The organism is uncultured Sphaerotilus sp. (genome assembly GCF_963924895.1).
Taxonomy (GTDB): domain Bacteria; phylum Pseudomonadota; class Gammaproteobacteria; order Burkholderiales; family Burkholderiaceae_C; genus Sphaerotilus.
The window spans coordinates 45,901-72,528 of sequence record NZ_CAWURG010000024.1; the positions used below are offsets into that span (position 1 = coordinate 45,901).

The following is a 26,628-nucleotide window of genomic DNA, read 5'->3' on the forward strand; positions in this document are numbered from 1 at the left end:
CGCGGCGCAGTGCCCATGAAAAAAGGCTCCTCGCGGAGCCTTTCTGCATCAGCGGACCCGCAGGTCCTGTCTGATCACTTGGCGATGACGCGCGCCATTTCCAGGCACTTGTTCGAGTAGCCCCACTCGTTGTCGTACCAGGACACCACCTTCACGAAGGTGCTGTCCAGGGCCAGACCGGCTTCGGCGTCGAACACCGAGGTGCACGGCTCGCCACGGAAGTCGGTCGCGACGACCTTGTCTTCGGTGTAGCCCAGCACGCCCTTCATGGCGCCTTCGCTGGCGGCCTTCATGGCGGCGCAGATCTCGGCGTAGGTGGCCGGCTTGTCCAGTTCGACCGTCAGGTCCACGACCGAGACGTCCGACGTCGGCACGCGGAAGGCCATGCCGGTCAGCTTCTTGTTCAGCTCGGGGATCACCACGCCGACGGCCTTGGCAGCACCCGTGCTCGACGGGATGATGTTTTCCAGGATGCCGCGGCCGCCGCGCCAGTCCTTGTTGCTCGGGCCGTCCACGGTCTTCTGCGTGGCAGTGGCGGCGTGCACGGTGGTCATCAGGCCGCGCTTGATGCCCCAGGTGTCGTTCAGCACCTTGGCGACCGGCGCCAGGCAGTTCGTCGTGCAGGACGCATTGGAGATGATGGCCTGGCCGGCGTAGGTCTTGTCGTTCACGCCGTAGACGAACATCGGGGTGTCGTCCTTCGACGGCGCCGACAGGATCACCTTCTTGGCGCCAGCCTTCAGGTGGGCTTCGGCGGTTTCCTTGGTCAGGAACAGGCCGGTGGACTCGATGACGATGTCGGCGCCGACGTCGCCCCAGGCCAACTCGGCCGGATTCTTGACCGCGGTCAGGCGGATCTTCTTGCCGTTGACGACCAGGTTGGTGCCGTCGACCGAGACTTCACCCTTGAAGCGGCCGTGGACCGAGTCGTACTTGAGCATGTACGCCAGGTAGTCCGGCTCCAGCAGGTCGTTGATGCCGACGATTTCGATGTCGTCAGCAAAGTTCTGCACCGCAGCGCGGAACACCATGCGACCGATGCGGCCGAAGCCGTTGATGCCAATCTTGATGGTCATGGGAAAACTCCAGTGGGAATGGGAAACCTGAAAACCTGGGAACCGGGGAAGCTGAGCCCTGAAAAAGCCCGCGAAAACCCGAGCAAATCACCCGAGTTTCGCGCGTCCGGCCTTATTCGCCGAGGACTTTGCGCACGGTGGCGACGACGTTCTCCGTCGTGAAGCCGAAATGCTTGAACAGGACACCGGCCGGGGCCGACTCGCCGTAGGTGTCGATGCCGATGACCGCTGCGCAGCCGTACTTCCACCAGAAGTCGGTCACGCCCATCTCGACGGCGATGCGCGGCACCTTGCGCGGCAGGACGTCGGACTTGTACTCGACGCTCTGGCGGTCGAACACGGTCGTGCTGGGCATGCTGACCACGCGGACCGCGATCTTGTCCTTGGCGAGTTCCGCCTGCGCGGCCAGCGCCAGCTGCACTTCGGAGCCGGTGGCCACGATCACGGCGTCCGGCTTCTTGCCCTTCTTGAAGCCGACGTCGCTCGGCTCGGACAGCACGTAGGCGCCCTTGGTGATCGCGTCGGCGCTGGCCTTCGGGGCGTAGGGCAGGTTCTGGCGCGACAGCAGCAGCGCGCTCGGGCGGTTGCGGTTGGCCAGGGCCATCGTCCACGCCACGGTGGTCTCGCAGGTGTCGGCCGGACGCCAGACATCCAGGCCCGGGATCAGGCGCAGGCTGGCGGCGTGCTCGATCGACTGGTGGGTCGGGCCGTCTTCGCCCAGACCGATGGAGTCGTGGGTGAAGACGTGGACCACGCGCAGCTTCATCAGCGCGGCCATGCGGATGGCGTTGCGGCTGTAGTCGCTGAAGGTCAGGAAGGTGCCGCCGTAGGGGATGTAGCCGCCGTGCAGCGCGATGCCGTTCATGATCGCGGCCATGCCGAACTCGCGCACGCCGTAGTTGATGTGGCGGCCGAGCTGGCCTTCGGCGTTGCGCACCGGGGCGCCTGCCGCATCGAAGCGCAGCGCGGGCGTGCTCTTCGTGTTGGTCAGGTTCGAGCCGGTCAGGTCGGCCGAGCCACCCAGCATCTCGGGCAGCTGCGCGGTGAAGTGCTCCAGCGCGAGCTGGCTGGCCTTGCGGCTGGCGACGGTCTCGGCCTTGTCATGGGCATCGCCGACCGCGTCGACCGCGATCTCGGCGAACGCATCCGGCAGGTCGCCGATCATGCGGCGCTCGAACTCGACCGCCTGCGTCGGGCAGGCACGCACATAGGCTTCGAAGCGCTCGTCCCACTCGGCTTGCGCCGCGGCACCAGCGGCGCGGCAATCCCACGCGGCAGCGATGTCGGCGGGGATGGTGAAGGGCTCGGCCGACCAGCCCAGCGCTTCGCGGGTCAGCGCGATCTCGGCGGCACCGAGCGGCTCGCCGTGGGCCTTGGAGGTGTTGGCGCGGTTCGGCGAGCCCTTGCCGATGTGGGTCTTGCAGACGATCAGCGTCGGCTTGTCGGTGCTGAGCTTGGCCTGGGCGATGGCGGCGTCCACGGCGTCGATGTCATGGCCATTGACGGCGTCGATGACGTTCCAGCCGTAGGCGGCGAAGCGCTGCGGCGTGTTGTCGATGAACCAGGGGGCGACCTGGCCGTCGATCGAGATGCCGTTGTCGTCGTACAGCGCGATCAGCTTGTTCAGCTTCCAGGCGCCGGCCAGCGCGCAGGCTTCGTGGCTGATGCCCTCCATCAGGCAGCCGTCGCCCAGGAAGGCGTAGGTGCGGTGGTCGACGATGGTGTGGCCGTCGATGTTGAACTCGGCCGCCAGCAGCTTCTCGGCCAGCGCCATGCCGACGGCGTTGGTGATGCCTTGGCCGAGCGGACCGGTCGTCGTCTCGATGCCAGGCGTCACGCCGACTTCCGGGTGGCCCGGCGTCTTGCTGTGCATCTGGCGGAAGGCCTTCAGGTCGTCCAGCGACAGCGCGTAGCCCGTCAGGTGCAGCAGCGCGTAGACCAGCATCGAGCCGTGGCCGTTCGACAGCACGAAGCGGTCGCGGTCGGCCCACTGCGGGTTGGCCGGGTTGTGCTTGAGGTGACGCTTCCACAGCGCCACACCGATGTCGGCCATGCCCATCGGGGCGCCGGGGTGGCCGGAGTTGGCTTGTTGCACGGCGTCCATGGCCAGTGCGCGGATGGCGTTGGCCATCGAGGAAGAAAGGGAAACAGGTGTGGCGGCCATGGACACAAGCAGAGTAGGTGTGGTCGGGAGGGCGAATCGAGGATTTTAAACGGCAGCGCCAGACAGCCCGCTGAATCATCCCTTGACTCCCGTCAACCCGGCCGGGCGCGAAGCTGCGACGCTGCCGGAACGGGCCGACACGGCCACCGCCCAGGAGTTGCTTCCCATGTCCACGCTGCCCACCCCGACCGCCATCCGCATCATCCGCGAGGAGCACCAGGCGCTCGGCGCCATGCTCAGCTCGCTGCACCTCTTGCTGCGCCAGCACCGCCAGGACGGCACGCCCGTGCGCTTCGACGTGCTGCGCGCAATGCTGTTCTACATCGACGAATTCCCCGAGCGGCTGCACCACCGCAAGGAGACCGACCTGCTGTTCCCGCTGATCCGCCAACGCAGCGACAGCGCCGCCGAGATCCTCGACAAGCTCGACCGCGACCACGGCGCCGGCGAACGGGCGATCCGCGATCTGGAGCACACGCTGCTGTCCTGGGAGATGCTGGGCGAGAGCCGCCGCGACGGGTTCGAGCAGGCGGCGGAGCGCTACCTGTCGTTCTACCTGAAGCACATGCAGCTCGAAGAGGAGATCGTGCTGCCGCTGGCGCAGCAGGTGCTGGAGCCGGCGGACTGGGCTGTGCTCGACGAGGCCTTCAGCGACAACCGCGACCCGCTGACCGGCCACCCGCCGTCGGCGGAATACGAACAGCTCTTCAGCCGCATCGTGCGCACCGCGCCGGCCCCCATCGGGCTGGGGGGCGCGGCCTGACAGACAGCGCGGCAACCCCGCGGGCGCAGGCCCCGGACGCCGCAGCGGGCTCTACACTCCGGAGCCCGTGAATACCTCCACCCCCCCCTCCCTGCCGCCGCGCGCCATCGTGCTCGCCGCGGGCCGTGGCGAGCGCATGCGCCCGCTGACCGACACCACGCCGAAGCCGCTGCTGCCGGTCTTCGGACGGCCGCTGATCGAGTGGCACCTGCTGGCGCTCGCCCGCGGCGGCGTGCGCGAGGTCGTTGTCAACACCGCGTGGCTCGAAGACCGCTTCCCCGCCGTACTCGGCGACGGATCGCGCTTCGGTCTGGCCATCCGCTATTCGCACGAAGGCCGCGACTTCGGCGGCGCGCTGGAAACCGCCGGCGGCATCGCCACCGTGCAGGACTGGCTCTGCGCCGACGGCCGCGACGCCTTCTGGGTCGTCTCGGGCGACATCTGGGCGCCGGACTTCCGCTTCGACCAGGCCCGTGTGGACGACTTCCTCGCCAGCGGCCAGGACGCCCGGCTCTGGGTCGTGCCGAACCCGCCCTACCACCTGCGTGGCGACTTCGACCTCGCCGGCAAACGGGTCACCTATGCCAACTTCGCGCTGATGCGGCCGACGCTCTGCGCGGGGCTGCCCGCCGGCCGGCGCGCAGCCCTCGGGCCGCTGCTGATCGACGGCGTCGCGGCGGGCCGGATCGGGCTGGAAGCGGGTGTCGGACGCTGGGAAAACGTCGGCACGCCGGCGCAGCTGGCCGCACTGCAGGACCAGCCCCACCCTGGCGCCTAGAATTCACGCCAAACAAGTCCAAGCCCTCCACGCCCTCCCTCGTCCTCCAAGCTGCCCACCACCATGCTGACCTTCCAGCAAATCATTCTTCGCCTTCAGGAATACTGGGACGCCCAGGGTTGTGCGCTGCTGCAGCCCTACGACATGGAAGTCGGCGCCGGCACCAGCCACACCGCCACCTTCCTGCGCGCCCTCGGCCCCGAGCCCTGGAAGGCCGCCTATGTCCAGCCGAGCCGCCGCCCCAAGGACGGTCGCTACGGCGAGAACCCGAACCGCCTGCAGCACTACTACCAGTACCAGGTCGTGCTCAAGCCCGCGCCGGCCAACATCCTGGAGCTGTACCTCGGCTCGCTGGAAGCACTCGGCTTCGACCTGAAGAAGAACGACATCCGCTTCGTCGAGGACGACTGGGAGAACCCCACGCTCGGCGCCTGGGGCCTGGGCTGGGAAGTCTGGCTGAACGGCATGGAAGTGACGCAGTTCACCTACTTCCAGCAGGTCGGCGGCATCGACTGCAAGCCCATCACCGGCGAGATCACCTACGGGCTGGAGCGGCTGGCGATGTACCTGCAGGGCGTCGAGAACGTCTACGACCTCGTCTACGCCAAGGGCACCAACGGCGCGGCCGACCTGAAGTACGGCGACGTGTTCCACCAGAACGAGGTCGAACAAAGTACCTACAACTTCGAGCACAGCAACGTCGAGTTCCTGCTGCACGCCTTCGGCGCGCACGAAGGCAACGCGCAGCACCTGATGGCGCAGCAGCTCGCCCTGCCCGCCTACGAGCAGGTGCTCAAGGCCGCGCACACCTTCAACCTGCTGGACGCCCGCGGTGCCATCTCGGTGACCGAGCGCGCCGCCTACATCGGCCGCATCCGCAACCTCGCCCGCGCCGTGGCCGCCGCCTACCTCGATAGCCGCAAGCGCCTGGGCTTCCCGATGGCACCCAAGGCCTGGGCGGACGAGATCCTGACCAAGCTCACGCCAGCCTGAAAATCAACACTGGCATGAACCTCAACGCATCCATCATTGACCAGCGTGTCAACAAACTGGCCACCGAGCAGCGCCAATCGCTGCAGGAGTGCTTGGGCACGCTGTCCGATGAGAAGGCTGTGTCGGCCGCCTTCGTGCTGCTGGTCATGCAAATGCTGCTTGATCTTGATCTGGATGAGGGATTGGACGCACTGACGGAAGGTGGCAACGATTTCGGTGTTGACGGCATTCATGTCGGCCCGGAGCAGGATGGGGAATTCTTGGTCACCTTGTTCCAAGGGAAATACAAGCGCAAGCTGGAAGGCCAAGCCAATTTCCCGGAAGACGGCGTCCAGAAAGCCTTGACTGCTGCACGCTACCTGTTCGATCCAGCGTCGGCGATCACACTCAACAAACGCCTTGCCGTTCGTGTGGAAGATATCCGCTCCCGTGTCCGGGATGGATTGCTCCCCCGTGTCAGGGTCATCCTCTGCAACAACGGCCAGCGGTGGACCGACCTTGCACAAGCCCATCTCCAGCGCGCCGATCTGGGTGATCAGGTCACCCTGGAACATGTTAACCATGACACACTGGTGGGCATCATGCAGTCCACCAAACCCGTCAATGAAACCCTGCGTCTGTCAGGGAAAGCATTGGTCGAGGATTTCGATTTCAGCCGCGTTCTGGTCGGAAAGATTGGATTGATGGAACTGGCGGCCTTGGTGCAGCGCCACGGAGAAAAACTGCTCGAACGCAATATCCGGCGTTACCTCGGACTGAGTGGCAATCGGGTCAACGAAGGCATCCGCGCCACCTTGCTTGATCCTGCAGAGCGCGGCCATTTTTATTTCTACAACAATGGCATCACGCTGACTTGCTCGAAGTTTTCCTATAATGCCTTGCAAGGGACAGATTATCAGGTGCGGGTCGAAGGTCTGCAGATCATCAACGGCGGGCAGACCTCCAACACGATCGCGCGGGTTCTGGCTGACCTCGATCTGGCAAGCCAGGACCACCTCGACCAAGCGTTCGTGCTGCTGCGACTGTACGAATTGCAAGACGAACGCACCGACTTCGTCAGCAAGGTCACCTATGCGACCAACAGCCAGAATCCAGTCGATCTGCGTGACCTGCGTGCCAATGATGCGGTGCAGCGCCGCCTCGACCTCTCGGTTGCCGAACTGGGGTACACCTATCGGCGCAAACGAACCGATGGCCCGACACGCCCGGAGGACATCACCAGCAGTGTCGCCGCCGAAGCAGTGCTGGCAGTCTGGCGAAAGCTTCCCCATCAGGCGAAGTTTTTAGCCCGCGAACACTTTGGCAAGTTGTACGACCGTATTTTTTCGACGAAACTTTCAGGCGCGCAGTTGGTGATCGCCGTGCTGGTCTATCGCGTGGCAGAAAACCGCCGTAAAAGACCCGCGCCAGACGCACCCGATTTCATCGCATATGCGTCCTGTTTTCTTGCCATGCGTTCAGCTCAATATCTGCTGCGAGACCTGGGCCTAGAAAATCCGGAGCAAATCACGCACCAGAATTTCAGTCAGGCGAAGTCAATGCTGCTGGAGAAAGGTGAACGCTACGCCGATTTTGCCCAGAAGGACATTCAGCAAGCATTGAACCAGCTCTACGGCAAGGGTTCCGTGTCGCTGCAACGCCTTTCTGCCACCTTCCGCCGAGGCGATCTCATCGAGATCCTCGATCAGGCCCCTCTGAGACAACGCCTCAGCAAATAATGTCCCATGCAGCGGCGCACCAGTGAATATCACGACCATGAGCATCGATACCAAGAACCTCCTCGTTGAACTCTTCGTCGAAGAACTCCCGCCCAAGGCGCTGAAGAAGCTGGGCGAGTCCTTCGCCGGCACGCTGGCCGCCTCGCTGAAGGCCAGCGGTCTGGCCAGTGCCGATGCGGTGGTGACGCCGTTCGCGTCGCCGCGCCGCCTCGCGGTGCATATCCAGTCCGTGTCATCGACGGCCCAGGATTCGCCTGTCGAAGTCAAGCTGATGCCGCTCGCTGTCGCCATCAAAGAAGGCAAAGCAACTGACGCACTGAAGAAGCGCCTCGCCAAAGAGGGGCGGCCGAATCTGGCAGACAACTGGCCGAATTGCCAAGATGGTCCGGACGAGCTAATCGTGCAATCGGACGGCAAAGCCGAGGCCGTTTATCTCCGCAGTTTGGCTAAAGGTACGTCTCTGGTCGTTGGTCTTCAAAGCGCACTTGATGAAGCCCTGCGCAAGCTGCCGATCCCGAAGGTCATGACCTACCAGCTCGCCGATGGCTGGTCGAGCGTGAATTTCGTGCGCCCTGCCCACGGGCTGGTCGCGCTGCACGGCGATGACGTGGTGAACATCCAGACGCTCGGCCTGACCGCCGGCCGCACGACCACCGGCCACCGCTTCGAGGCCGCGCACCCAACCGTCACGCTGCGCCATGCCGACACCTACGCCGAGCAGCTCGCCAGCGAAGGCGCCGTGATCGCCGGCTTCGACGCCCGCCGCAGCGAAATCGTGCGCCAGCTCACCGCCGCGACCGCCAAGGAAGGCCTGAAGCCGATCGACGACGACGCGCTGCTGGACGAGGTCACCGCGCTGGTCGAGCGGCCGAACGTGCTGACCTGCCAGTTCGAGGCGGAGTTCCTGGCCGTGCCGCAGGAGTGCCTCATCCTGACGATGAAGGCGAACCAGAAGTACTTCCCGCTGCTGGACAGCCACGGCAAGCTGACCCACAAGTTCCTGATCGTCAGCAACATCAGCCCGGCGGACCCGAGCGCGGTGATCCAGGGCAACGAGCGTGTGGTGCGCCCGCGGCTGGCCGACGCCAAGTTCTTCTTCGACCAGGACCGCAAGAAGACGCTGGCCTCCCGGGTCGAGGGCCTGTCCAAGGTCGTCTACCACGGCAAGCTGGGCACGCAGGGTGAACGGGCCGAGCGTGTGCGCGCCATCGGCCACGCCATCGTGCAGCAGCTCAGCATGGCGACGCTGCCGTTCACGGTGGACGCCGAGGACCACTTCAAGGTGCTCGACAGCAAGGTGCAGCAGGCCGCGCTGCTGGCCAAGACCGACCTGCTGACCGACATGGTCGGCGAGTTCCCGGAGCTGCAGGGGATCATGGGCGGCTACTACGCACGCCATGAGGGCCTGCGCGATGGCGTGGCCATCGCCATCGAGGACCACTACAAGCCGCGCTTCGCTGGCGACGCGCTGCCGCGCAACCACACCGGCACGGTCGTGGCGCTGGCGGACAAGCTGGAGACGCTGGTCGGCCTGTTCGGCATCGGGCAGTTGCCGACCGGCGACAAGGACCCCTTCGCGCTGCGCCGCCACGCGCTGGGCGTGATCCGCATCCTGGTCGAGAACAACCTGCCGCTGGACCTGGACGCGCTGATCCAGGCCGCCCTGCCCGCCTTCGGCGAGCGCATCACCGACCCGAGCACGCCGCTGCGCGCCTTCTTCGCCGACCGCCTGTCGGTGTCGCTGCGCGAACAGGGCTACAGCGCGCAGGAGGTGGACGCCGTGCTCGCGCTGGCACCGAGCCGCCTGGGCGACATCCCGCGCCGCCTGGCCGCCGTGCGCGCCTTCTCGGCGCTGCCGGAAGCCGCTTCGCTGGCCGCGGCCAACAAGCGCATCGGCAACATCCTGAAGAAGGCCGAGGGCACGGTCGAGGCAAAGATCGACGCCGCGCTGCTGCAGGACGCCGCCGAGCAGGCGCTGGCCGCCGCGCTGCAGTCGGTGCAGCCGCAGGCCGACACGCTGTTCGAGCAGGGCGAATACGCCGCCAGCCTGCAGGCCCTCGCCGCGCTGAAGGCCCCGGTGGACGCCTTCTTCGACGACGTGATGGTCAACGCCGAAGACCCCGCCCTGCGCGCCAACCGCCTCGGCCTGCTGAAGACGCTGCACGGCGCGATGAACCGTGTGGCCGACCTGTCCCGGCTGGCGAGCTGACATGGGCGAGCGCAGCGCCATCCGGCTGGTCGTCCTCGACCGCGACGGCACCATCAACGAGGACAGCGACGACTACGTCAAGTCCGCGGACGAATGGGTGCCGATCCCGGGGGCGCTGGAGGCCATCGCGAAGCTGCACCAGGCGGGCTGGCATGTGGTCGTCGCGACCAACCAGTCCGGCCTCGGGCGCGGGCTGTTCGACATGTACACGCTCAACGAGATGCACCTGAAGATGAACGCGCTGCTCGCGCCGCTGGGCGGCCGGGTGGACGCGGTGTTCTTCTGTCCGCACGCGCCGGAAGACGAGTGCCGCTGCCGCAAGCCGCTGCCGGGGCTGTTCGAGGACATCCAGTCACGTTTCGGGCTGGACGACATGCAGGCCGTGCCCGCCGTCGGCGACACGCTGCGCGACCTGCAGGCGGCCACCGCCGTCGGCTGTGCGCCGCACCTGGTGCGCACCGGCAAGGCCGCCGCGCTCGACGAGGCCGGCGTGCAGGCGCTGCGCGACCAGATCCCCGGTCTGACGGTGCACGCCAGCCTCGCCGCCTTCGCCGACGCGCTGCTCGGCGCCGAACGCAAGAAACACAGCGACGCCCGCGCCGAGGGCAAGCGCCTGGCGGGTGGCGGTGCTCCTTCCTGAACCGATCCCTTCGTCCATGCTCATCTACTTGCGTTCTGCCGTCTTCCTGCTCTGGCTCATCGTCACCGTGATTCCCTGGAGTCTGGTGGCCGTGCTCGCCTCGGCGTTCACGCGCGGCGCGCCGCTGTACTGGCTGTGCGCGGGCTGGCTCAAGGTGGCGATCCTGGGCGCGAAGTGGATCTGCGGCGTGCACTGGCGCGTGCAGGGCATGGAACACGTGCCGACCGCGGCCGACGGCACCGCCTCGGTGATCCTGGTCCCGAAGCACCAGTCGACCTGGGAAACCTTCGCCTTCCCCGCGCTGATGCCGCACCCGCTGGCCTATGTGTTCAAGCGCGAGCTGCTCTACATCCCCTTCTTCGGCTGGGCCATCGGCCGGCTGGACATGGTCCACATCAACCGTGGCCGCGGCTCGGACGCGTGGCGCAAGGTCGTCGAGCAGGGCACCCGGATCATGGCCCAGGGCACCTGGATGATCATGTTCCCCGAAGGCACGCGCACCCCGCGCGGCAGCCAGGGCGAGTACAAGACCGGCGCCTCGCGGCTGGCGGTGACGACGAAGACCCCGCTGGTGCCGATCGCCGTGACCTCGGCGCGCTGCTGGCCGCGCAAGAGCTTCCTGCTGCGCCCGGGCACGATCGACATCTCCATCGGCCGCCCGATCAACCCGCAGGGCCGCCGTCCCGACGACCTGATGCGCGAGATCGAGGCCTGGATCGAGTCCGAGATGCGCCGCCTCGACCCCGAGGCCTACACCACCACACCGCAGGGCTGACCGGCAGCGGACCGTGCCCGTGTCTCCACGCTCCACCGCCGACACCGGGCTCGCCCACTCCGAGGCCCTGCTGCGGCCGGTCGAAGCCAACCGCGAGCTGGTGCTTGGCGAGTTGCACCTGGGCTACCTGCTCAAGCGCGCCACGCGGCGCACCATCGGCTTTGTCGTCGGCCCGCGCGGGCTGGCGGTGAGCGCGCCACGCTGGGTCAGCCAGCCGCAGATCGACGGCGCCGTGCAGCTCAAGGCGGACTGGATCCTGCGCAAGCTCGCCGAGCAGGGCCAGCGCCTGGTGCAGCTCGACGCGGCGCGCATCGACTGGCGCGACGGCGCACGCCTGCCCTACCTCGGCGAAGACCTGGTGATCCGCACGACGGGCACGCTGACCCGCTCCGTGCTGCAGGAGCCGCAGGCCCACCTCGGCCAGCCCCGCACGCTGCACCTGCGCCTGCCGCCCGGCGCCACGCCCGAGCAGATCCGCGACGCCGTGCAGCGCTGGCTGCAGCTGCAGGCCCGCGCGCTGTTCGAGGCCCGCATCGCGCACCACGCGGCCCGTATGGACGTGCGGGTGCGCCAGCTGCGCCTGAGTTCCGCCCGCACCCGCTGGGGCAGCGCCAGCAGCGACGGCAGCGTGCGGCTGAACTGGCGCCTGGTCCACTTTCCGCTCGCCACGCTCGACTACGTCGTGGTGCACGAACTCGCCCACCTGCGCGAGATGAACCACAGCCCGGCCTTCTGGGCCATCGTGCGGGCCGTGATGCCCGACTACGAGGCCCGGCGGCGCACGCTGAAGGACGGGGTGGTGCCGGTCTTCGACTGACCGACCGACCGGCGCCCCCCCGCCGCAGCCCGCTCAGCGCGGCATCACGACCGTGTCGATGACGTGGATCACCCCATTGCTCGCCACCACATCGGCAGCGGTGACACGGGCGTTGTCGACCATCACACCACCCGTCGTGGCCAGGGTCAGCTCTTGGCCCTGCACGGTCCGGACCTTGCCCGCCTTGACATCCGCGGCCATCACCTTGCCGGGCACGACGTGGTAGGTCAGCACCTTGGTCAGTGCGGCCTTGTCCTTGAGCAGGGCGTCCAGCGCCTCCTTGGGCACCTTCGCGAAGGCTTCGTCGGTGGGCGCGAACACGGTGAAGGGTCCGGGGCCCTTGAGCGTGTCCACCAGACCGGCCGCCTGCACGGCCGCCACCAGGGTCTTGAAGCTGCCCGCCTGCACGGCGGTCTCGACGATGTCGGCGGCCAGCGCCGCAGTGGCGCTGCCGAGGGTCAGGGCGAGGGCAATGAGGGTCTTCTTCATGACGTACTCCGGTTGAGACCGCTCCGGGATGGGGGCGGTCAGGACGTTTCACGGTCCGAGCCGCCATCCTAGGCAGGGATCAAATGGCAGAAGCCAGTGCAGTCTCTGCAATTCAACTTGACGACATCTGAAAAAATTCTTTTCGAATCAAGGACTTGCACGCGCAATTCACAATCTTGGCGCGGCAGGGTGGTGGCTCACATGATGAGCCTTTGCTGAAGGCGGCCACCTCGCAGGCCCACCCGCTGGAGTGGCATGGTCCGGCAATTGCGTCTGCGGTCTCCGTGCATCCGTGCGACGCTTGCCTGTTTTCCAACTCCACCAGTCGAGGTACCCAGTGGCCAAGATTCCTCCCGGCGTCGGTCCGCGGTTTCCGCAGGTCGTCGTCCTGTTCGGCGCAACCGGTGACCTGGCGAAGCGCAAGCTGCTGCCTGGCCTGTTCCACCTCTCCAGCGCCGGCTTCATCCCCGGCTGCCGGATCATCGGCGTGTCGCTGGACGACATCGACACCGACGGTTTCCGCACCGCCCGTCGAACGCGGCGCTCCCAGCGGTGCACATGCTGGGCGCGGCCGGGTTGGTCGAGCGCTCGCGCATCGTGATGGGGAAGCCCTGCGGCACCGATCTGGCCCAGCCGGGCGACGTGGTGCGCGGGCAGTACAGCGGCTACCGCAGCGAGGAAGGCGTCGACCCGGACTCGGACACCGAAACCTTCATCGCGCTGAAGTGCCACATCGACAACTGGCGCTGGGCGGGCGTGCCCTTCTACCTGCGCACTGGCAAGCGGCTGGCGGAGGGACAGCGCATCATCTCGATCGCCTTCCGCGAGCCGCCGAAGAGCATGTTCCCGCCGGGCTCGGGCGTGGGGTCACAGGGACCGGACCACCTGACCTTCGACCTGGCCGACGCGTCGAAGATGTCGCTGTCCTTCTACGGCAAGCGACCAGGGCCGGGAATGCGGCTGGACAAGCCGAGCCTGCAGTTCGCCATGACCGACACGGGGCTGGCCGGCGAGGTGCTGGAGGCCTACGAGCGGCTGATCCTGGACGCGATGCGCGGCGACCGGACGCTGTTCACCACCGCCGAGGGCATCGAGCGGCTGTGGGAAGTCTCGACGCCGCTGCTCGAAGCCCCGCCGCCGGTGCGGCTGGTTCGTGGGGGCCGAAGCCGGTGCACCAGCTCATCGCGCCGCACGCCTGGCGGCTGCCCTTCGAGCGGGCGTGGCGCAAGCAGAACGTGCAGGGCGGTTGAAGAGCGACTCCCGCACCCGCAGCGCCATTCACCAGCCCAGCGGCGCCGCCCAGCCGTCGTAGACCTTGGGCAGCGGGCGCGCATAGTCGCCGTGCGGGCTGGTGCGCAAACCCAGACCTGCGCAAGAAACGAGCCGCCCTCAGAAAGTCGCCGACAGCCCCAGCGACCACAGCGCCGGCCGCACCGTAGGCAGTCCGTCGAAGCGGTGCTGGCCCACATCGACCGCCGCCGTCAGCGCCAGAGCCGGTGACCACTGCCACGACAGCCCGGCGCCGAGCAGCGGCCCGACATGGCGCTCGCTCGCCTGGTAGGCCTCGGCGCCGTTGACCGTCGTGCGCAGCGTCGTCTGCCACTGACCGAAGCCGACACGCGCCCGCGCCTGCCAGCCCTCCAGCACCGGCAGCGCGACCTGCAGCCCGACAAACGGGCCGCTGGTGTGGCGGTGGTTGCGTTGCACGAACGGACCTTCGGCGGTGTCCCCGAAGTCGGCGAACCCGAGCACCGGCCCGGCCGCCCATCCACTGCGTCCCAGCGGCATCTCGACCCCGGCGGACACCCGCCAGCCGGTGGATCGGCCGGCGCCGCTGTCCGTCAGAACCCCGGCCGCCCCGTCGATGCGCCACACGGCCTGGGCCGATGCGGCGCCAGAGGCCAGCAGCCATGCCGCCGACAGGAGCAGATTCAGCGGCCGCAGCACGCGGAGGGAAGCAGACGCACAAGCAGGCATGGGCAGACGACCAGTTCATGGCCGCGGAAAGCACCCGGTACCGTACCGGATTCGCCCCCACTGCCGGCGCCGGATTCTGCCTGCAGCGCCCACAAGCGCCAGGAACGGACGCCCTATTTTTGCGTCATCGGGCACGTATTCATGCCGAGCATCGAGTACAGCGGACACATCCGGAACAGCCCCGTGGCCAGCGGCACCACGCCAATCCAGCCCCAGGCCCCGATCTGGCCCGACAGCGCCAGCAGGATCAGGATCAGCCCGACCACGATGCGCAGGATGCGGTCCGAACCGCCGACATTGACTTTCATGCGAGTCTCCTGAAGCAAAACCGCCGGCGCCTTCGCCGGTTGAGGCCAGTGTGTCCCTGCTGACACTCGTAATCTGTGACCAAGATCACACAGAGACACCGAAATCCTGGTGCTTGAGCGCGCTCAAGCCGCGCGCATTTCCAATGCACCGGGCGCACTGCGCGGTACGACAGTGTCAGGAATGAATGCCGGCAGGCAACAAGGAGTGGTCATGCGTCAATCAATGCAACGCTGGGTCTGGTGGCTGCTCGCCCTGACCCTGGTCCTGACGGGTTGTGGCGGCGGGGGTGGCACCTCGGACGGCCCGCCGTCCACCGTGATCCAGACCTCGGCGCGCACTCTGTCGGCCAATGCCCTCACGCTGCAGCTCGCGCTGGGCAGCGAGGTCACGCTGGATGGCAGCGGCAGCACCGTCGCCGGCACGCAGATCGCCTACGCCTGGACGCTGACCTCCCGGCCCGCCGGCAGCGCGGCCGCCATCGATCCTGCCCGCCTGGCCGATGCCCGGACCGCATTCACCCCCGATGTGCCCGGCAGCTATGTCGTCGCGCTCGACGTGACCGATGCGCAGGGCCGCACCACGCGCCAGACCGCCACGCTCGTGGCCAGCCAGGGCGCCCCCGTCGTCACCATCACCGGCACCGTCGTCTTCAAGGGCATCTCGGAAACCCGACCGGCGCAGACGCTGGCGGTCGGCTCGATGGTGTCGCTCGACACCGCCGGCACCACCGACCCGAGCGGCGGCGCGGTCGCCGTGGGCTGGCAGATGCTGCAGCAGCCCGCGGGCAGCAAGGCCGCGCTGACCACCAGCGGCACCCTCACCTACTTCACCGCCGACGTCGCCGGCACCTACCAGGTGCGGGCGCGCGGGACCAACGTCGCCGGCCAGTTCTCCGACGTGGTCTTCGTCTACACCGCCACGGCGCAGGCGCCCGTGGTGGCCGTCGCCGCCAGCGTGACGCCGGTGGGCGGCAGCAGCACACTCGGTGCCGCCGTCGGCAACCTCGTCCTGCTCGACACCAGCGGCAGCAGCATCCCGAACAGCGCCACCACCACGGCGTCGTGGCAGCTGCTGTCCCGCCCGGGGACCAGCACCGCAGCGCTGTCGGCCACCAGCGGCACGCTCGTCAGCCTCGTGCCCGATGTGGCCGGCACCTACCTGATCCGCACCACGCTGCTCGACAGCGCCACCGGCGTTTCCAGCCAGTACACGACGACCCTCAACGTGCTGCCCGGCGTGACCGCTGTCGTCACCGGCTACGCCCTGCCCGTTGCGCGGGTCTCGGCGCCGTCGCTGGCCTCCTCGGCCGGGATGCCGGTCACGCTGCGCGGCAGCGGCAGCTACGACCCGAACGGCGGTGCGCTGGACTACCGCTGGGGGATGCTCTCCCGGCCCGCCGGCAGCACCGCGTCGATCGCGCAGACCGCGCAGGCCGACACCACCTTCACGCCGGACCTGGACGGGGTCTACCAGATCCAGCTCTTGGTCACCGACAGTGGTGGCCGCATCTCCTCCCAGTCGGTGACCGTCTACGTGGGCAACTACCCGCCAGTCGCCGCGCTGGACCGCACGCAGATCGGCGTGCTCGCCGGCCAGCCCATCACCGCCTCGGCCGCGGCCAGCGTGAGCCAGAGCGGACGGCCGCTGGGCTTCCAGTGGTCGATCGATGCACGCCCGAGCGGCTCCACCGCCACCACCGCCAGCCCGACCAGCGCCGCCCTGTCGTTCACGCCCGATGTCGCCGGCACCTACTACCTCACCGTCACCGTGACCGAAGGCGCCGTCAGCAGCATCGCGGGCCTGACCGTCACGGCCATCGTGCCGGTGCCGGGCACGGTGCAGCTCGCCTACACCCCGCTGATGGCCGCCTACAGCAAGTCGCTGGGCCTGGCCGCCATCGTCAGCAGCACGCCGAACACGCTGCACCTGGTCGATCCGACCGCGGCGACCGACACCGCCATCGCATTGCCGACCGCGGTAAAGGGACTGAACCTGAGCCCGGACGGACGGCTCGCCGCCGTGCTGCACGAAGGCGCGGTCAGCCTGATCGACCTGCCGACCGCCACGTTGCTGCATTCGAGCAGCACCGGCGGCTCGCAGACCGAGGCGCTGGTGTCCGACGCGGGCCTCGTCTACCTGACGGGCCAGACCGGCGGGCAGTGGGTAACGCCCGGCTTCACCGTGCTGGACGGACGCACGGGCACGACCGTGCAGACGCTCAACAGCTTCGCCTCGATCTACGGCACGACCCGCGCCATCCTGGCCAGCGGCGCCGGCAAGGTGTTCACGATCTCGTTGGGGCTGTCGCCGTCGCAGATCTACGGCTACACGGTCGATCCAGCTACCGGCCTGCTCGGCACGTCGCAGGGCTCGCCGTACTGGGGCGACTACGCGATGGGCGCGCCGTTCTGGCTGTCGGCCGACCAGACGCTGCTCTTCACCGCGGCTGGCAGCTACTTCCGCACCGCCGACCTGACCTACGCCGGCACGCTGGGCAGCACGGTGGTCTCGGTGAGCCACTCGGCCACGGCACAGGAAGCGGTCGCGCTGGCAACGACCAGCCCTTCCTGGAGCACGGTCGTCACCTACCCGTCGGTCTACAAGCGCTACACCGGCTCGCTGCTGTTCCCGGCAGCCGACGCGCCGCTGCCCACGGTGTACGGTGTCACCGCCTACGGCCGGCAGATCTTCCATGCCGCCGACGACAAGCTGGTGATGCTGGTGCAGACCGGCAACGCCCAGTCGGACGCGAGTGGCCTGGAGTTCTACCTGCTCAAGCGCTGAACCTCGGTCGCCTGCGACGCCGCCGCCCGCAAGGCGACGGCGTCCAGCAACTGCACCCGCTCCCGCCCCAGCGCCACCCAGCCCGCCTGCTCGAAGCGCTTGAGCAGCCGGGTCACCATCTCGCGCACGGTGCCGAGTTCGTCGGCGAGCTGCTGGTGGGTGATGTGCAGCACCGGGCCGCGGCCGAGCAGCGCGGCCAGATCCTGCTCCCAGCCGGGCGGCGGGCTGTCGGCCAGCGCCGGATAGAGCCCGGACACGAGGGAAACCAGCGTGGGTGCAGGCATCATCATCGCCTCACTGCAGACAAGCCCGGAGACACCCCGCATGAACGCCCCGCTCCACGCCGACTGGCGTCCCGTGATCGCCCCCCGCCGGATGCCGGCCGAGATGCTGCAGGCGCTGCAGGCCCGCTTCGGCGCGCGCTGCTCGACCGCGCAGGCGGTGCGCGAACAACACGGCCGCGACGAGTCCACCTACGACGTGCCGCCGCCGGAAGCGGTCGTCTACTGCGAGTCGAACGAGGACGTGATGGCGGCGGTGAAGCTGGCGGACCAGTATGCGGTGCCGGTGATCCCCTTCGGCGTCGGCTCCTCGCTGGAGGGGCACCTGCTGGCCGTGCAGGGCGGGCTGAGCCTGGACCTGTCGCGCATGAACCGCATCCTCAGGCTGAACCCGGAAGACCTGACCGTCACCGTGCAGGCCGGCGTGACTCGGATGCAGCTCAACAACGAGATCCGCCACACCGGCCTGTTCTTCCCGATCGACCCCGGTGCGGATGCGTCCATCGGCGGCATGGCGGCCACGCGGGCATCGGGCACCAACGCTGTGCGCTACGGCACCATGCGCGAGAACGTGCTCGGTCTTGGAGTGGTCAACGCGCAGGGCGAGTGGGTACGCACCGGCACGCGGGCGCGCAAGTCCAGCGCCGGCTACGACCTGACGCGGCTCTTCGTCGGCAGCGAGGGCACGCTCGGCGTGATGACCGAGATCACGCTCAAGCTCTACCCGCTGCCCGAGGCGGTGTCGGCGGCGATCTGCCATTTCCCGAGCATCGACGCGGCGGTGCAGACGACGATCGCGCTCATCCAGATGGGCGTGCCGATCGCGCGCTGCGAGCTGATCGACGGCAACACGGTCAGCATGGTCAACCGCCACAGCAAGCTCACGCTGCGGGAAGCGCCGATGCTGCTGATGGAGTTCCACGGCACGCCCGCCAGCGTGGCCGAGCAGGCGCAGACGGTGCAGGAACTCGCGGCCGACCACGGCGGCGAGTCCTTCGAATGGGCCTCGACCCCGGAAGAGCGCACCCGGCTGTGGACCGCCCGCCACCACGCCTACTTCGCCGCGATCCAGAGCCGACCGGGCTGCCGGGCGATGTCCACGGATGCGTGCGTGCCGATCTCGCGGCTGGCAGAGCTGATCGCCGAGTCGGTGGCGGATGTGGACGCCTCCGGCCTGCCCTACTTCCTCGTCGGCCACGTCGGCGACGGCAACTTCCACTTCGGCTACCTGATCGACCCCGCACAGCCCGCCGAACGCGTGCTCGCCGAGGCGCTCAACCACCGGCTGGTGGAACGCACGCTGCGCATGGAAGGCACCTGCAGCGGCGAGCACGGCATCGGGCTGCACAAGATGGGCTTCCTGCTCGACGAGGCCGGGCCGGCGGCGGTCGGGCTGATGCGGGAGATCAAGCGGGCGCTGGATCCGAAGGACATCATGAATCCGGGGAAGATCTTCGCGTTGTGATTCGGACTGTGCAGATTGAAGTTTCAATCTTCAATCTGCACGGGTTGCCTGCCACAATCCGGCGACCATGCCCGCCGCCCTGATCCCCCGCACCGCAGCCGCCACCGCCACCCGCCTCGCCCGCGGTTTCCCCATCGTCGCGATCACCGGCCCACGCCAGTCCGGCAAGACCACGCTGGCGCGTGCGGTGTTTCCGGACAAGCCTTACGTCTCGCTGGAAGACCCGGACGAGCGCGAGTTCGCCACCGCCGATCCGCGCCGCTTTCTGGCCCGATTCGACGCCCATGGCGCCGTGCTTGACGAGATCCAGCGCTGTCCAGCCCTGTTCTCGTACCTGCAGGGGCTGGTGGACACCCGCCAGCGCATGGGCGACTTCGTGCTGACCGGCTCGCAGCAGCCGGGGCTGGTGTCCGGGCTGACGCAGTCGCTGGCCGGGCGGGTCGGGCTGGTGCAGTTGCTGCCGTTCTCGATGGGAGAGCTGGAGGCGGCAGGACGGCTGCCCAGCTCGCTCGACGAGGTGTTGTGGCGCGGGCTGTATCCGCCACTGCACCACCGCGACCTGACCCCGGGCGACTGGCTCGCGAACTACGTGGCGACCTATGTCGAACGCGATGTGCGCCAGATGCTGGCGGTGCGCGACCTGTCGCTGTTCCAGCGGTTCCTGCGCTTGTGCGCAGCCCGCTCGGGTCAGTTGCTCAACCTCAGTGCGCTGGCCGGCGACTGCGGCATCACCCACGTCACCGCGCGCGAATGGCTGACAGTGCTCGAAGCAAGCTACCTGGTCATGCTGCTGCGGCCCTACCACCGCAACTTCGGCAAGCGACTGGTGAAGACCCCCAAGCTCTACCTGCTCGATCCCGGGCTGATGGCGTGGCTGCTGGGGATTCGCAGCACCGAGACGCTTGGCACCCATGCCCAGCGCGGCGCGCTCTTCGAGACGCTGATCGTCACCGAATGCGTCAAGCACGCCTTCCATCGAGGCGAGGCCGCTGATCTGTATTTCTGGCGCGATGGGGCCGGGCTGGAGGTGGATCTGCTGCGGGAACGGGATGGGCACCTGCAAGCGATGGAGCTGAAGTCGGGCGCGACCTTCGCCAGCGACTGGCTCGGGCCCCTGCGGCGCTGGCAGGCGCTGGCCGACACGCCGACCGAGATGCCCTGGCTGGTCTACGGCGGTGCGCACAGTGCCGAACGACAGGGCGTGCAAGCCATCGCCTGGCGCGATCTGCCGAAACGGCTGTGAACCGCTGAGGTGCGCCGTGGTTCAGCGTCCGGGTTCGTGATCTGAGCCGAGCAAGCGCGGAGATGGCGTCGGAACTGCCCTTGATATCGGTCCAAGATCCGCGGGTAGTCTTCCTAGAATCCGACCATGTCCGAAATCATCAGTCAGATCGCGCAAATCAACGTCCCGCAGGATGTCCTGCAGAACGCGGATTTCGACGGCATCGTCAACGACTTCCGGCGCCACTTCAGGCGTCTGGACGATTTCCAGCGCATCCACGGGCCGGTCGGGATGCACGACTCGCTGCAGCCGCTGTGGCAGGCCATCGCGGCGGGCGACCACCGGCCGGACACCTCGGATCTGGAGGTGTCGGCGCTGTCGAAGACGCTGGGACAGCTGATCGTGCTGTCGGTGGTGCAGTCGCAGCAGATCCAGCGCCAGCAGGACGCCCTGTCCTCGCAGCAGACGGCTACCCGCACGCTGCAGCAGAAGGTCAAGCAGGCGCACACCACGCTCGCCGAATTCCAACAGGCCCAGGGCGTGCACAGCGGCGAGATGCAGCAGGTGATGAACCAGCTGCTGGAGGTGCGCAATGGCCTGGTCGCCACCACCCAGCGCGTGACCGAAGCCACCCAGGACGGCCGCAAGACCCGCGAAGAGCTGCAGGCCCAGATCAAGAAGGCGCTGACGGAGGCCACGGCCCGCGTCGACACCGCCTGCGAGTGGGTGCAGACCATCGCCGACGCGCAGAACGTCAAGGTGGAGACGCTGCGCAATGCCGTGCGCGCCGACACCGATGCCCGCGACCACTCCGAAAAGCTGCTGGCCGATGACCTGGCCCTGCTGCAGCGCCAGCTCGACCAGGAGCACAACCGGGTCGAGGACCTGAGCGACCTGCTCTCCCAGCACCGCATGGCCCAGGACACGCTGCAGAACCGCGTCACCACGCTGACCCAGGAGCGCGCGGCCGAGCAGGCCCAGATGCAGGATCGGCTGAAGAAGCTCACGCTGGGCATCGCGGGCGTGTCCGGGCTGGCGCTGATCGGGCTGATGCTGGCGGTGACACGCTTCCTCTGACCGGCAACGCCCGAACGCAAGCGGCCGACCCGTCACCGGGTCGGCCGCTTGCATTGGCGGATGGGTTTCAGCTGGCCGATGCCGGCGCGGGCACGCCCCAGCGCTTGGTCACGTCGCCCTTGGCGTTGACGCTCTCCAGGAAGACCGCGAAGCCCCACAGCCGCGCGACGTGCTTGAGCACCTCGATGGCGCTGTCGGCCAGCGGGCGGTCCTGGTGCTGGAAGTGGCGCAGCGTCAGCGAGCGGTCGCCGCGCAGGTTGACGTTCCAGACCTGGATGTTCGGTTCGCGCGAGCCGAGGTCGTATTGCCTCGACAGCGCATCGCGCACCCGCCGGTAGCCGCTGTCGTCGTGGATGGCGCTGACCTCGATCTCGGGCTTCTTGTCGTCGTCGTGCAGCGCGAACAGGCGCAGGTCGCGCATCAGCTTGGGGCTGAGGTACTGGCCGATGAAGCTCTCGTCCTTGAAGTTGCGCATCGCCTGGTCGAACGCCGGCAGCCACGGCGTGCCGGCCAGCTCGGGGAACCACTGGCGGTCCTCCTCGGTCGGCTCCTCGCAGATGCGCTTGATGTCGGTGTACATCGCGAAGCCGAGCGCATACGGGTTGATGCCGCTGTAGCCGCGGTCGCCCACGCGCGGCTGGTAGACCACGTTGGTGTGCGACTTGAGCCACTCGATCATCACGCCGTCGGTCAGATGGCCGTCGTCGTACATGGTGTTGAGCAGCTTGTGGTGCCAGAAGGTGGCCCAGCCCTCGTTCATCACCTGCGACTGGCGCTGCGGGTAGAAATACTGCGCCACCTTGCGCACGATGCGCACCACCTCGCGCTGCCAGGGCTCCAGCAGCGGCGCGTTCTTCTCGACGAAGTACAGCAGGTTTTCCTGCGGTTCCTCGGGGAAGCGGCGGTTGCTCTGCGCTTCCTCGGCCTTCTCGGCGCGGCGGGGCAGCGTGCGCCAGAGGTCGTTGACCTGCTGCTGCGCGTAGGCCTCGCGGTCCTTGCGTTCGCTGAGTTCCTGCGCGAGCGTCTTCTTGCTCGGGCGGCGGTAGCGGTCGACGCCGTGGTTCATCAGCGCGTGGCAGCTGTCGAGGAAGGCTTCCACGGTGTCGATGCCATGGCGCTCCTCGCAGTCGGCGATGTAGTTCTTCGCGTAGACGAGGTAGTCGATGATCGACGCCGCATCCGTCCACATGCGGAACAGGTAGTTGCCCTTGAAGAAGCTGTTGTGGCCGTAGGCGGCGTGGGCGATGACCAGCGCCTGCATGGCCATCGAGTTCTCCTCCATCAGGTAGCTGATGCAGGGATTCGAGTTGATGACGATCTCGTAGGCCAGGCCCATGTGGCCGCGCTTGTAGTTCTTCTCGGTCGAGATGAACTCCTTGCCGTAGCTCCAGTGGCGGTAGTTCACCGGCATGCCGACGGAGGCATACGCGTCCATCATCTGCTCGGCGGTGATGATCTCCAGCTGGTTGGGGTAGGTGTCGAGGCCGAAGCGGGCCGCGGTGCCGCGGATCACGTCGTGGTACTGCTCGACCAGCTCGAAGCTCCAGTCGCTCGGGCCGGGCAGCGGCTCGGCGGCCCGTTCGGGCGCCGGCAGCGGGCCACCGTGCAGGTCCTTCATGGCAACAGCGGGCATGGGTTTCATGCGGTGGCTCCTTCCTTCTTGAACAGGTCGCGGAACACCGGGTAGATCTGGTCGGCGCTCGTCACCTTGCGCATCGCGAAATGCGGTCCGGACACTTCACCCAGGCGGGTGTACTCGTCCCACAGGTTCTGCTCCGGCTCTGCCACCTGCACATAGGCGTAGTAGCGGCACAGCGGCAGGATCTTGTTCTGCAGGATCTCGCGGCAGCGGCCCGAGTCGTGGTGCCAGTTGTCGCCGTCGCTGGCCTGCGCGCCGTAGATGTTCCACTGGTCGCTGGGATAGCGGGCGCGGATGATTTCCTCCATCAGCACCAGCGCGCTCGACACCACCGTGCCGCCGGTTTCGGTCGAGTGGAAGAAGCCCTGCTCGTCCACCTCCTGCGCCTGCGTGTGGTGGCGGATGAAGACGATGTCGATCTTCTCGTAGTGCCGGGTCAGGAACAGGTAGAGCAGGATGAAGAAGCGCTTGGACAGCTCCTTGCGCCCCTCGTCCATCGAGCCGGACACGTCCATCAGGCAGAACATCACTGCCTTGGCCGTCGGCACCGGGGTCTTGACCCGGCTGCGAAAGCGCAGGTCGATCGGGTCGAGAAAGGGGATGTGGCCGATGCGCGCACGCAGCTCGGCGATGCGGGTCTGCAGGTTCACCAGCGCCTGCTCGACGAGCAGGTCGGTCGGACGCGGCTCCGGCTGGGCCTGCAGCGCCGCCAGTTCTTCTTCGAGGCGGCGCAGTTCGCGCCGGCTGTCATTGCCCAATGCGATGCGCCGACCGAGCGCACCGCGCATCGAGCGCACGATGTGCAGGTTGCTGGGCGTGCCGTCGTTGGTGAAGCCGGCGCGGTGGCTCTTCCACTCGGGCGTCTCGGCCAGCTGGGTGCGGATCAGGTGGGGCAGCGCGAGGTCCTCGAAGAAGACCTGCATGAACTCCTCCTTGCTCAGCGAGAAGACGAAATCGTCCTCGCCTTCGCCGGAGTCGCTCGCCTGACCCTGGCCCGACCCGCCACCCGCACCACCGCCCTTGGGCCGCTTGATGCGGTCGCCGGCCACGTAGTCCTGGTTGCCGGGGTGGACCATGTCGCGCTGGCCGCCCTGTCCGTGGTGGAACACCGGCTCGCTGATGTCCTTCTTGGGGATGTGGATGTCCTCGCCACGCTCCAGGTCGCGGATGCCGCGCCCGTCGATGGCGCGGCGCACGGCGCCCTTGATCTGGTCCTTGTAACGACGCAGGAAGCGCTCGCGGTTGCCGATCGACTTGTTCTTGCCGGAGAGCCTGCGGTCGATGATCTGCTGGAACATGGTTCACCTTGCAATGGTTGGCTGCCCCGGTGCCTCCCGGAGCCAGGGCGGCCGGGGCCTCAGCTCGACTTGCGCACGCGCAGGTACCACTCGCACAGCAGGCGGACCTGCTTGGGCGTGTAGCCCTTGAGCACCATGCGGTTGACGAAGTCCTCGTGCTTCTTGGCTTCGTCGTTGCTCGCCTTGGCGTTGAAGCTGATGACCGGCAGCAGCTCCTCGGTGTTCGAGAACATCTTCTTCTCGATCACCGCGCGCAGCTTCTCGTAGCTGGTCCAGACCGGGTTCTTGCCGCCGTTGTGGGCGCGGGCCCGCAGCACGAAGTTGACGATCTCGTTGCGGAAATCCTTCGGGTTGGCGATGCCGGCCGGCTTCTCGATCTTCTCCAGCTCGCCGTTCAGCGAGCCACGGTCGAACACCTCGCCGGTGTCCGTGTCGCGGTACTCCTGGTCCTGGATCCAGTAGTCGGCATACGTCACGTAGCGGTCGAAGATGTTCTGGCCGTACTCGGAGTAGCTCTCCAGGTAGGCGGTCTGGATCTCCTTGCCGATGAACTCGGCGTAGCGCGGCGCCAGCAGCTCCTTGATGAAGCCGATGTACTTCGATTCGGTCTCGGCGGGGAACTGCTCGCGCTCGATCTGCTTCTCCAGCACGTACATCAGGTGGACCGGGTTGGCCGCCAGCTCGGTGTTGTCGAAGTTGAAGACCTTGGACAGGATCTTGTAGGCGAAGCGGGTCGAGATGCCGCTCATGCCCTCGTCCACGCCGGCGTAGTCGCGGTACTCCTGGTAGCTCTTGGCGCGCGGGTCGGTGTCCTTCAGGTTCTCGCCGTCGTAGATCATCATCTTGCTGTAGAGGCTGGAGTTCTCCGGCTCCTTCAGGCGGGTGAGCATGGCGAACTGGCTCATCATCTTCAGCGTGCCCGGCGCGCAGGTCGCCCCGGCCAGCGAGGAGCCGCGCAGCAGCTTCTCGTAGATCTTCACCTCTTCCGACACGCGCAGGCAGTACGGCACCTTGACGATGTAGATCCGGTCGAGGAAGGCCTCGTTGTTCTTGTTGTTGCGGAAGGTCTTCCACTCGCTCTCGTTGCTGTGCGCCAGCACGATGCCGTCGAAGGGGATGGCGCCGAAGCCCTCGGTGCCCTTGAAGTTGGCCTCCTGCGTGGCGGTCAGCAGCGGGTGCAGCACCTTGATCGGCGCCTTGAACATTTCCACGAACTCCAGCAGCCCCTGGTTGGCCAGGCACAGGCCACCCGAGTAGCTGTAGGCGTCCGGATCGTCCTGGGCGAAGGTTTCCAGCTTGCGGATGTCCACCTTGCCGACCAGAGCGCTGATGTCCTGGTTGTTCTCGTCGCCTGGCTCGGTCTTGGCGATGCCAACCTGCTTGAGGATGGACGGGAAGCGCTTGACCACCTTGAAGCGGCGGATGTCACCACCGAACTCTTCGAGCCGCTTGACCGCCCACGGGCTCATCACGCGGTTCAGGTAACGCGCCGGGATGCCGTATTCCTTTTCCAGCACGGCGCCGTCCTCGGCCGGGTCGAACAGGCCCAGCGGCGACTCGTTCACCGGCGAGCCCTTGATCGCGTAGAAGGGCACCTCCTGCATGAGCTGCTTCAGACGCTCGGCGATCGAACTCTTGCCGCCGCCGACGGGCCCCAGCAGGTAGAGGATCTGTTTCTTCTCTTCCAGCCCTTGCGCGGCGTGGCGGAAGTAGGAAACGACCTGCTCGATCGCGTCCTCCATGCCGTAGAACTCGGCGAAGGCGGGGTAGATCTTGATGATCTTGTTGGCGAACAGCCGCGACAGGCGGGTGTCGTTGCGGGTGTCGATCGACTTGGGCTCGCCGATGGCCTTGAGCATCCGCTCGGCGGCCGAGGCATACGCCAAGGGGTTGCGCTTGCACTCTGCGAGGTAGTCTTCCAGCGAGATTTCTTCCTCGCGGGTGCGCTCGTAGCGGGCGGCGAAATTGCTGATCACGTCCATTGCAGGCCTCCTGTATGAAGTCAGGCGATGGGCGACAGGATCAGTGTCGCGCCACCAGGGAAGATCTGATGGAGTCCCGCCGCGGTACTGCCGGGGCAGGTGGCGTGCGAGGCGCCATCAGAACTTTCCGTTGGTCTGCAAGCGCGGTGGATCCGCGTTTGTGTGACTCGGC

General features: G+C 67.4%; 23 protein-coding genes. 14 read left to right on the forward strand and 9 right to left on the reverse strand.

Annotation, left to right across the window (positions count from 1 at the left end):
* Nucleotides 1-74: 74 nt before the first annotated feature.
* Complete coding sequence (gap, locus tag AABN02_RS10040; RefSeq protein ID WP_338414790.1) at nt 75-1,076, reverse strand: type I glyceraldehyde-3-phosphate dehydrogenase; 1,002 nt, start codon at nt 1,074-1,076, stop codon at nt 75-77.
* 112 nt (nt 1,077-1,188) lie between these two features.
* Complete coding sequence (gene tkt, locus AABN02_RS10045; RefSeq protein ID WP_338414791.1) at nt 1,189-3,240, reverse strand: transketolase; 2,052 nt, start codon at nt 3,238-3,240, stop codon at nt 1,189-1,191.
* 166 nt (nt 3,241-3,406) lie between these two features.
* On the opposite strand from tkt, the gene AABN02_RS10050 reads away from it, so the two are divergent.
* The 8 genes from AABN02_RS10050 (at nt 3,407) to AABN02_RS10085 (ending at nt 11,933) form a co-directional block, all read left to right on the forward strand.
* On the forward strand, nt 3,407-4,003 hold the full coding sequence (locus tag AABN02_RS10050; RefSeq protein ID WP_338414851.1) for a hemerythrin domain-containing protein: 597 nt from the start codon (nt 3,407-3,409) through the stop codon (nt 4,001-4,003).
* A 67-nt stretch (nt 4,004-4,070) separates the two neighbouring features.
* Nucleotides 4,071-4,781, forward strand: a complete 711-nt coding sequence (locus AABN02_RS10055; RefSeq protein ID WP_338414792.1) for a nucleotidyltransferase family protein — start codon at nt 4,071-4,073, stop codon at nt 4,779-4,781.
* Nucleotides 4,782-4,844: 63 nt separating this feature from the next.
* On the forward strand, nt 4,845-5,774 hold the full coding sequence (glyQ, locus tag AABN02_RS10060; RefSeq protein WP_338414793.1) for a glycine--tRNA ligase subunit alpha: 930 nt from the start codon (nt 4,845-4,847) through the stop codon (nt 5,772-5,774).
* A gap of 14 nt (nt 5,775-5,788) precedes the next feature.
* Nucleotides 5,789-7,492, forward strand: coding sequence for an AIPR family protein (locus AABN02_RS10065; RefSeq protein WP_338414794.1), 1,704 nt, complete (start codon nt 5,789-5,791; stop codon nt 7,490-7,492).
* 37 nt (nt 7,493-7,529) lie between these two features.
* Nucleotides 7,530-9,701, forward strand: coding sequence for a glycine--tRNA ligase subunit beta (glyS, locus tag AABN02_RS10070; protein WP_338414795.1), 2,172 nt, complete (start codon nt 7,530-7,532; stop codon nt 9,699-9,701).
* Nucleotide 9,702: 1 nt separating this feature from the next.
* Nucleotides 9,703-10,341 carry a D-glycero-beta-D-manno-heptose 1,7-bisphosphate 7-phosphatase gene (gene gmhB / locus AABN02_RS10075; RefSeq protein WP_338414796.1) on the forward strand — a complete coding sequence of 213 codons (639 nt, stop codon included), beginning with the start codon at nt 9,703-9,705 and terminating at the stop codon, nt 10,339-10,341.
* Between the two features lie 16 nt (nt 10,342-10,357).
* Nucleotides 10,358-11,116, forward strand: coding sequence for a lysophospholipid acyltransferase family protein (locus AABN02_RS10080; RefSeq protein WP_338414797.1), 759 nt, complete (start codon nt 10,358-10,360; stop codon nt 11,114-11,116).
* A gap of 19 nt (nt 11,117-11,135) precedes the next feature.
* Complete coding sequence (locus AABN02_RS10085) at nt 11,136-11,933, forward strand: SprT family zinc-dependent metalloprotease (protein WP_338414798.1); 798 nt, start codon at nt 11,136-11,138, stop codon at nt 11,931-11,933.
* A 33-nt stretch (nt 11,934-11,966) separates the two neighbouring features.
* On the opposite strand, the gene AABN02_RS10090 is transcribed toward AABN02_RS10085, so the two are convergent.
* Nucleotides 11,967-12,422, reverse strand: a complete 456-nt coding sequence (locus AABN02_RS10090; RefSeq protein WP_338414799.1) for a fasciclin domain-containing protein — start codon at nt 12,420-12,422, stop codon at nt 11,967-11,969.
* Between the two features lie 337 nt (nt 12,423-12,759).
* On the opposite strand from AABN02_RS10090, the gene AABN02_RS10095 reads away from it, so the two are divergent.
* On the forward strand, nt 12,760-13,023 hold the full coding sequence (locus tag AABN02_RS10095; RefSeq protein ID WP_338414800.1) for a hypothetical protein: 264 nt from the start codon (nt 12,760-12,762) through the stop codon (nt 13,021-13,023).
* Nucleotides 12,981-13,922, forward strand: coding sequence for a hypothetical protein (locus tag AABN02_RS10100; RefSeq protein WP_338414801.1), 942 nt, complete (start codon nt 12,981-12,983; stop codon nt 13,920-13,922). Before AABN02_RS10095 ends, AABN02_RS10100 begins: the two co-directional genes overlap by 43 nt.
* Here the strand turns inward: AABN02_RS10100 and AABN02_RS10105 are convergent.
* Together AABN02_RS10105 and AABN02_RS10110 are read right to left on the reverse strand one after the other, a co-directional pair.
* Complete coding sequence (locus AABN02_RS10105) at nt 13,812-14,369, reverse strand: hypothetical protein (protein WP_338414802.1); 558 nt, start codon at nt 14,367-14,369, stop codon at nt 13,812-13,814. The two genes, AABN02_RS10100 and AABN02_RS10105, sit on opposite strands and share 111 nt — an antisense overlap.
* Nucleotides 14,370-14,512: 143 nt before the next feature.
* The gene (locus AABN02_RS10110; protein WP_338414803.1) at nt 14,513-14,707 is read right to left on the reverse strand and encodes a DUF2892 domain-containing protein; all 195 of its coding nucleotides are present in this window, start codon (nt 14,705-14,707) and stop codon (nt 14,513-14,515) included.
* Between the two features lie 211 nt (nt 14,708-14,918).
* Between AABN02_RS10110 and AABN02_RS10115 the strand changes: the two genes are divergently transcribed.
* The gene (locus AABN02_RS10115; protein WP_338414804.1) at nt 14,919-17,492 is read left to right on the forward strand and encodes a hypothetical protein; all 2,574 of its coding nucleotides are present in this window, start codon (nt 14,919-14,921) and stop codon (nt 17,490-17,492) included.
* Here the strand turns inward: AABN02_RS10115 and AABN02_RS10120 are convergent.
* Complete coding sequence (locus tag AABN02_RS10120; RefSeq protein ID WP_338414805.1) at nt 17,474-17,776, reverse strand: helix-turn-helix domain-containing protein; 303 nt, start codon at nt 17,774-17,776, stop codon at nt 17,474-17,476. The two genes, AABN02_RS10115 and AABN02_RS10120, sit on opposite strands and share 19 nt — an antisense overlap.
* Before the next feature lie 40 nt (nt 17,777-17,816).
* On the opposite strand from AABN02_RS10120, the gene AABN02_RS10125 reads away from it, so the two are divergent.
* The 3 genes from AABN02_RS10125 (at nt 17,817) to AABN02_RS10135 (ending at nt 21,537) form a co-directional block, all read left to right on the forward strand.
* Nucleotides 17,817-19,238, forward strand: coding sequence for an FAD-linked oxidase C-terminal domain-containing protein (locus tag AABN02_RS10125; protein WP_338414806.1), 1,422 nt, complete (start codon nt 17,817-17,819; stop codon nt 19,236-19,238).
* Nucleotides 19,239-19,305: 67 nt separating this feature from the next.
* Nucleotides 19,306-20,481: an ATP-binding protein gene (locus AABN02_RS10130; protein WP_338414807.1), complete on the forward strand. Its 1,176-nt coding sequence runs from the start codon at nt 19,306-19,308 to the stop codon at nt 20,479-20,481.
* 126 nt (nt 20,482-20,607) lie between these two features.
* Nucleotides 20,608-21,537 carry a hypothetical protein gene (locus AABN02_RS10135; protein WP_338414808.1) on the forward strand — a complete coding sequence of 310 codons (930 nt, stop codon included), beginning with the start codon at nt 20,608-20,610 and terminating at the stop codon, nt 21,535-21,537.
* A gap of 67 nt (nt 21,538-21,604) precedes the next feature.
* Here the strand turns inward: AABN02_RS10135 and AABN02_RS10140 are convergent, their stop codons facing one another.
* From AABN02_RS10140 to AABN02_RS10150, 3 genes are read right to left on the reverse strand one after another with little or no spacing between them, the layout of a single operon-like run.
* Nucleotides 21,605-23,170: a SpoVR family protein gene (locus AABN02_RS10140; protein WP_338414852.1), complete on the reverse strand. Its 1,566-nt coding sequence runs from the start codon at nt 23,168-23,170 to the stop codon at nt 21,605-21,607.
* A 5-nt stretch (nt 23,171-23,175) separates the two neighbouring features.
* Nucleotides 23,176-24,474 (reverse strand): YeaH/YhbH family protein, encoded by a 1,299-nt coding sequence (locus AABN02_RS10145; protein ID WP_338414809.1) that lies wholly within the window; start codon nt 24,472-24,474, stop codon nt 23,176-23,178.
* A gap of 59 nt (nt 24,475-24,533) precedes the next feature.
* On the reverse strand, nt 24,534-26,456 hold the full coding sequence (locus tag AABN02_RS10150) for a PrkA family serine protein kinase (RefSeq protein ID WP_338414810.1): 1,923 nt from the start codon (nt 26,454-26,456) through the stop codon (nt 24,534-24,536).
* Between the last annotated feature and the right edge of the window lie 172 nt (nt 26,457-26,628).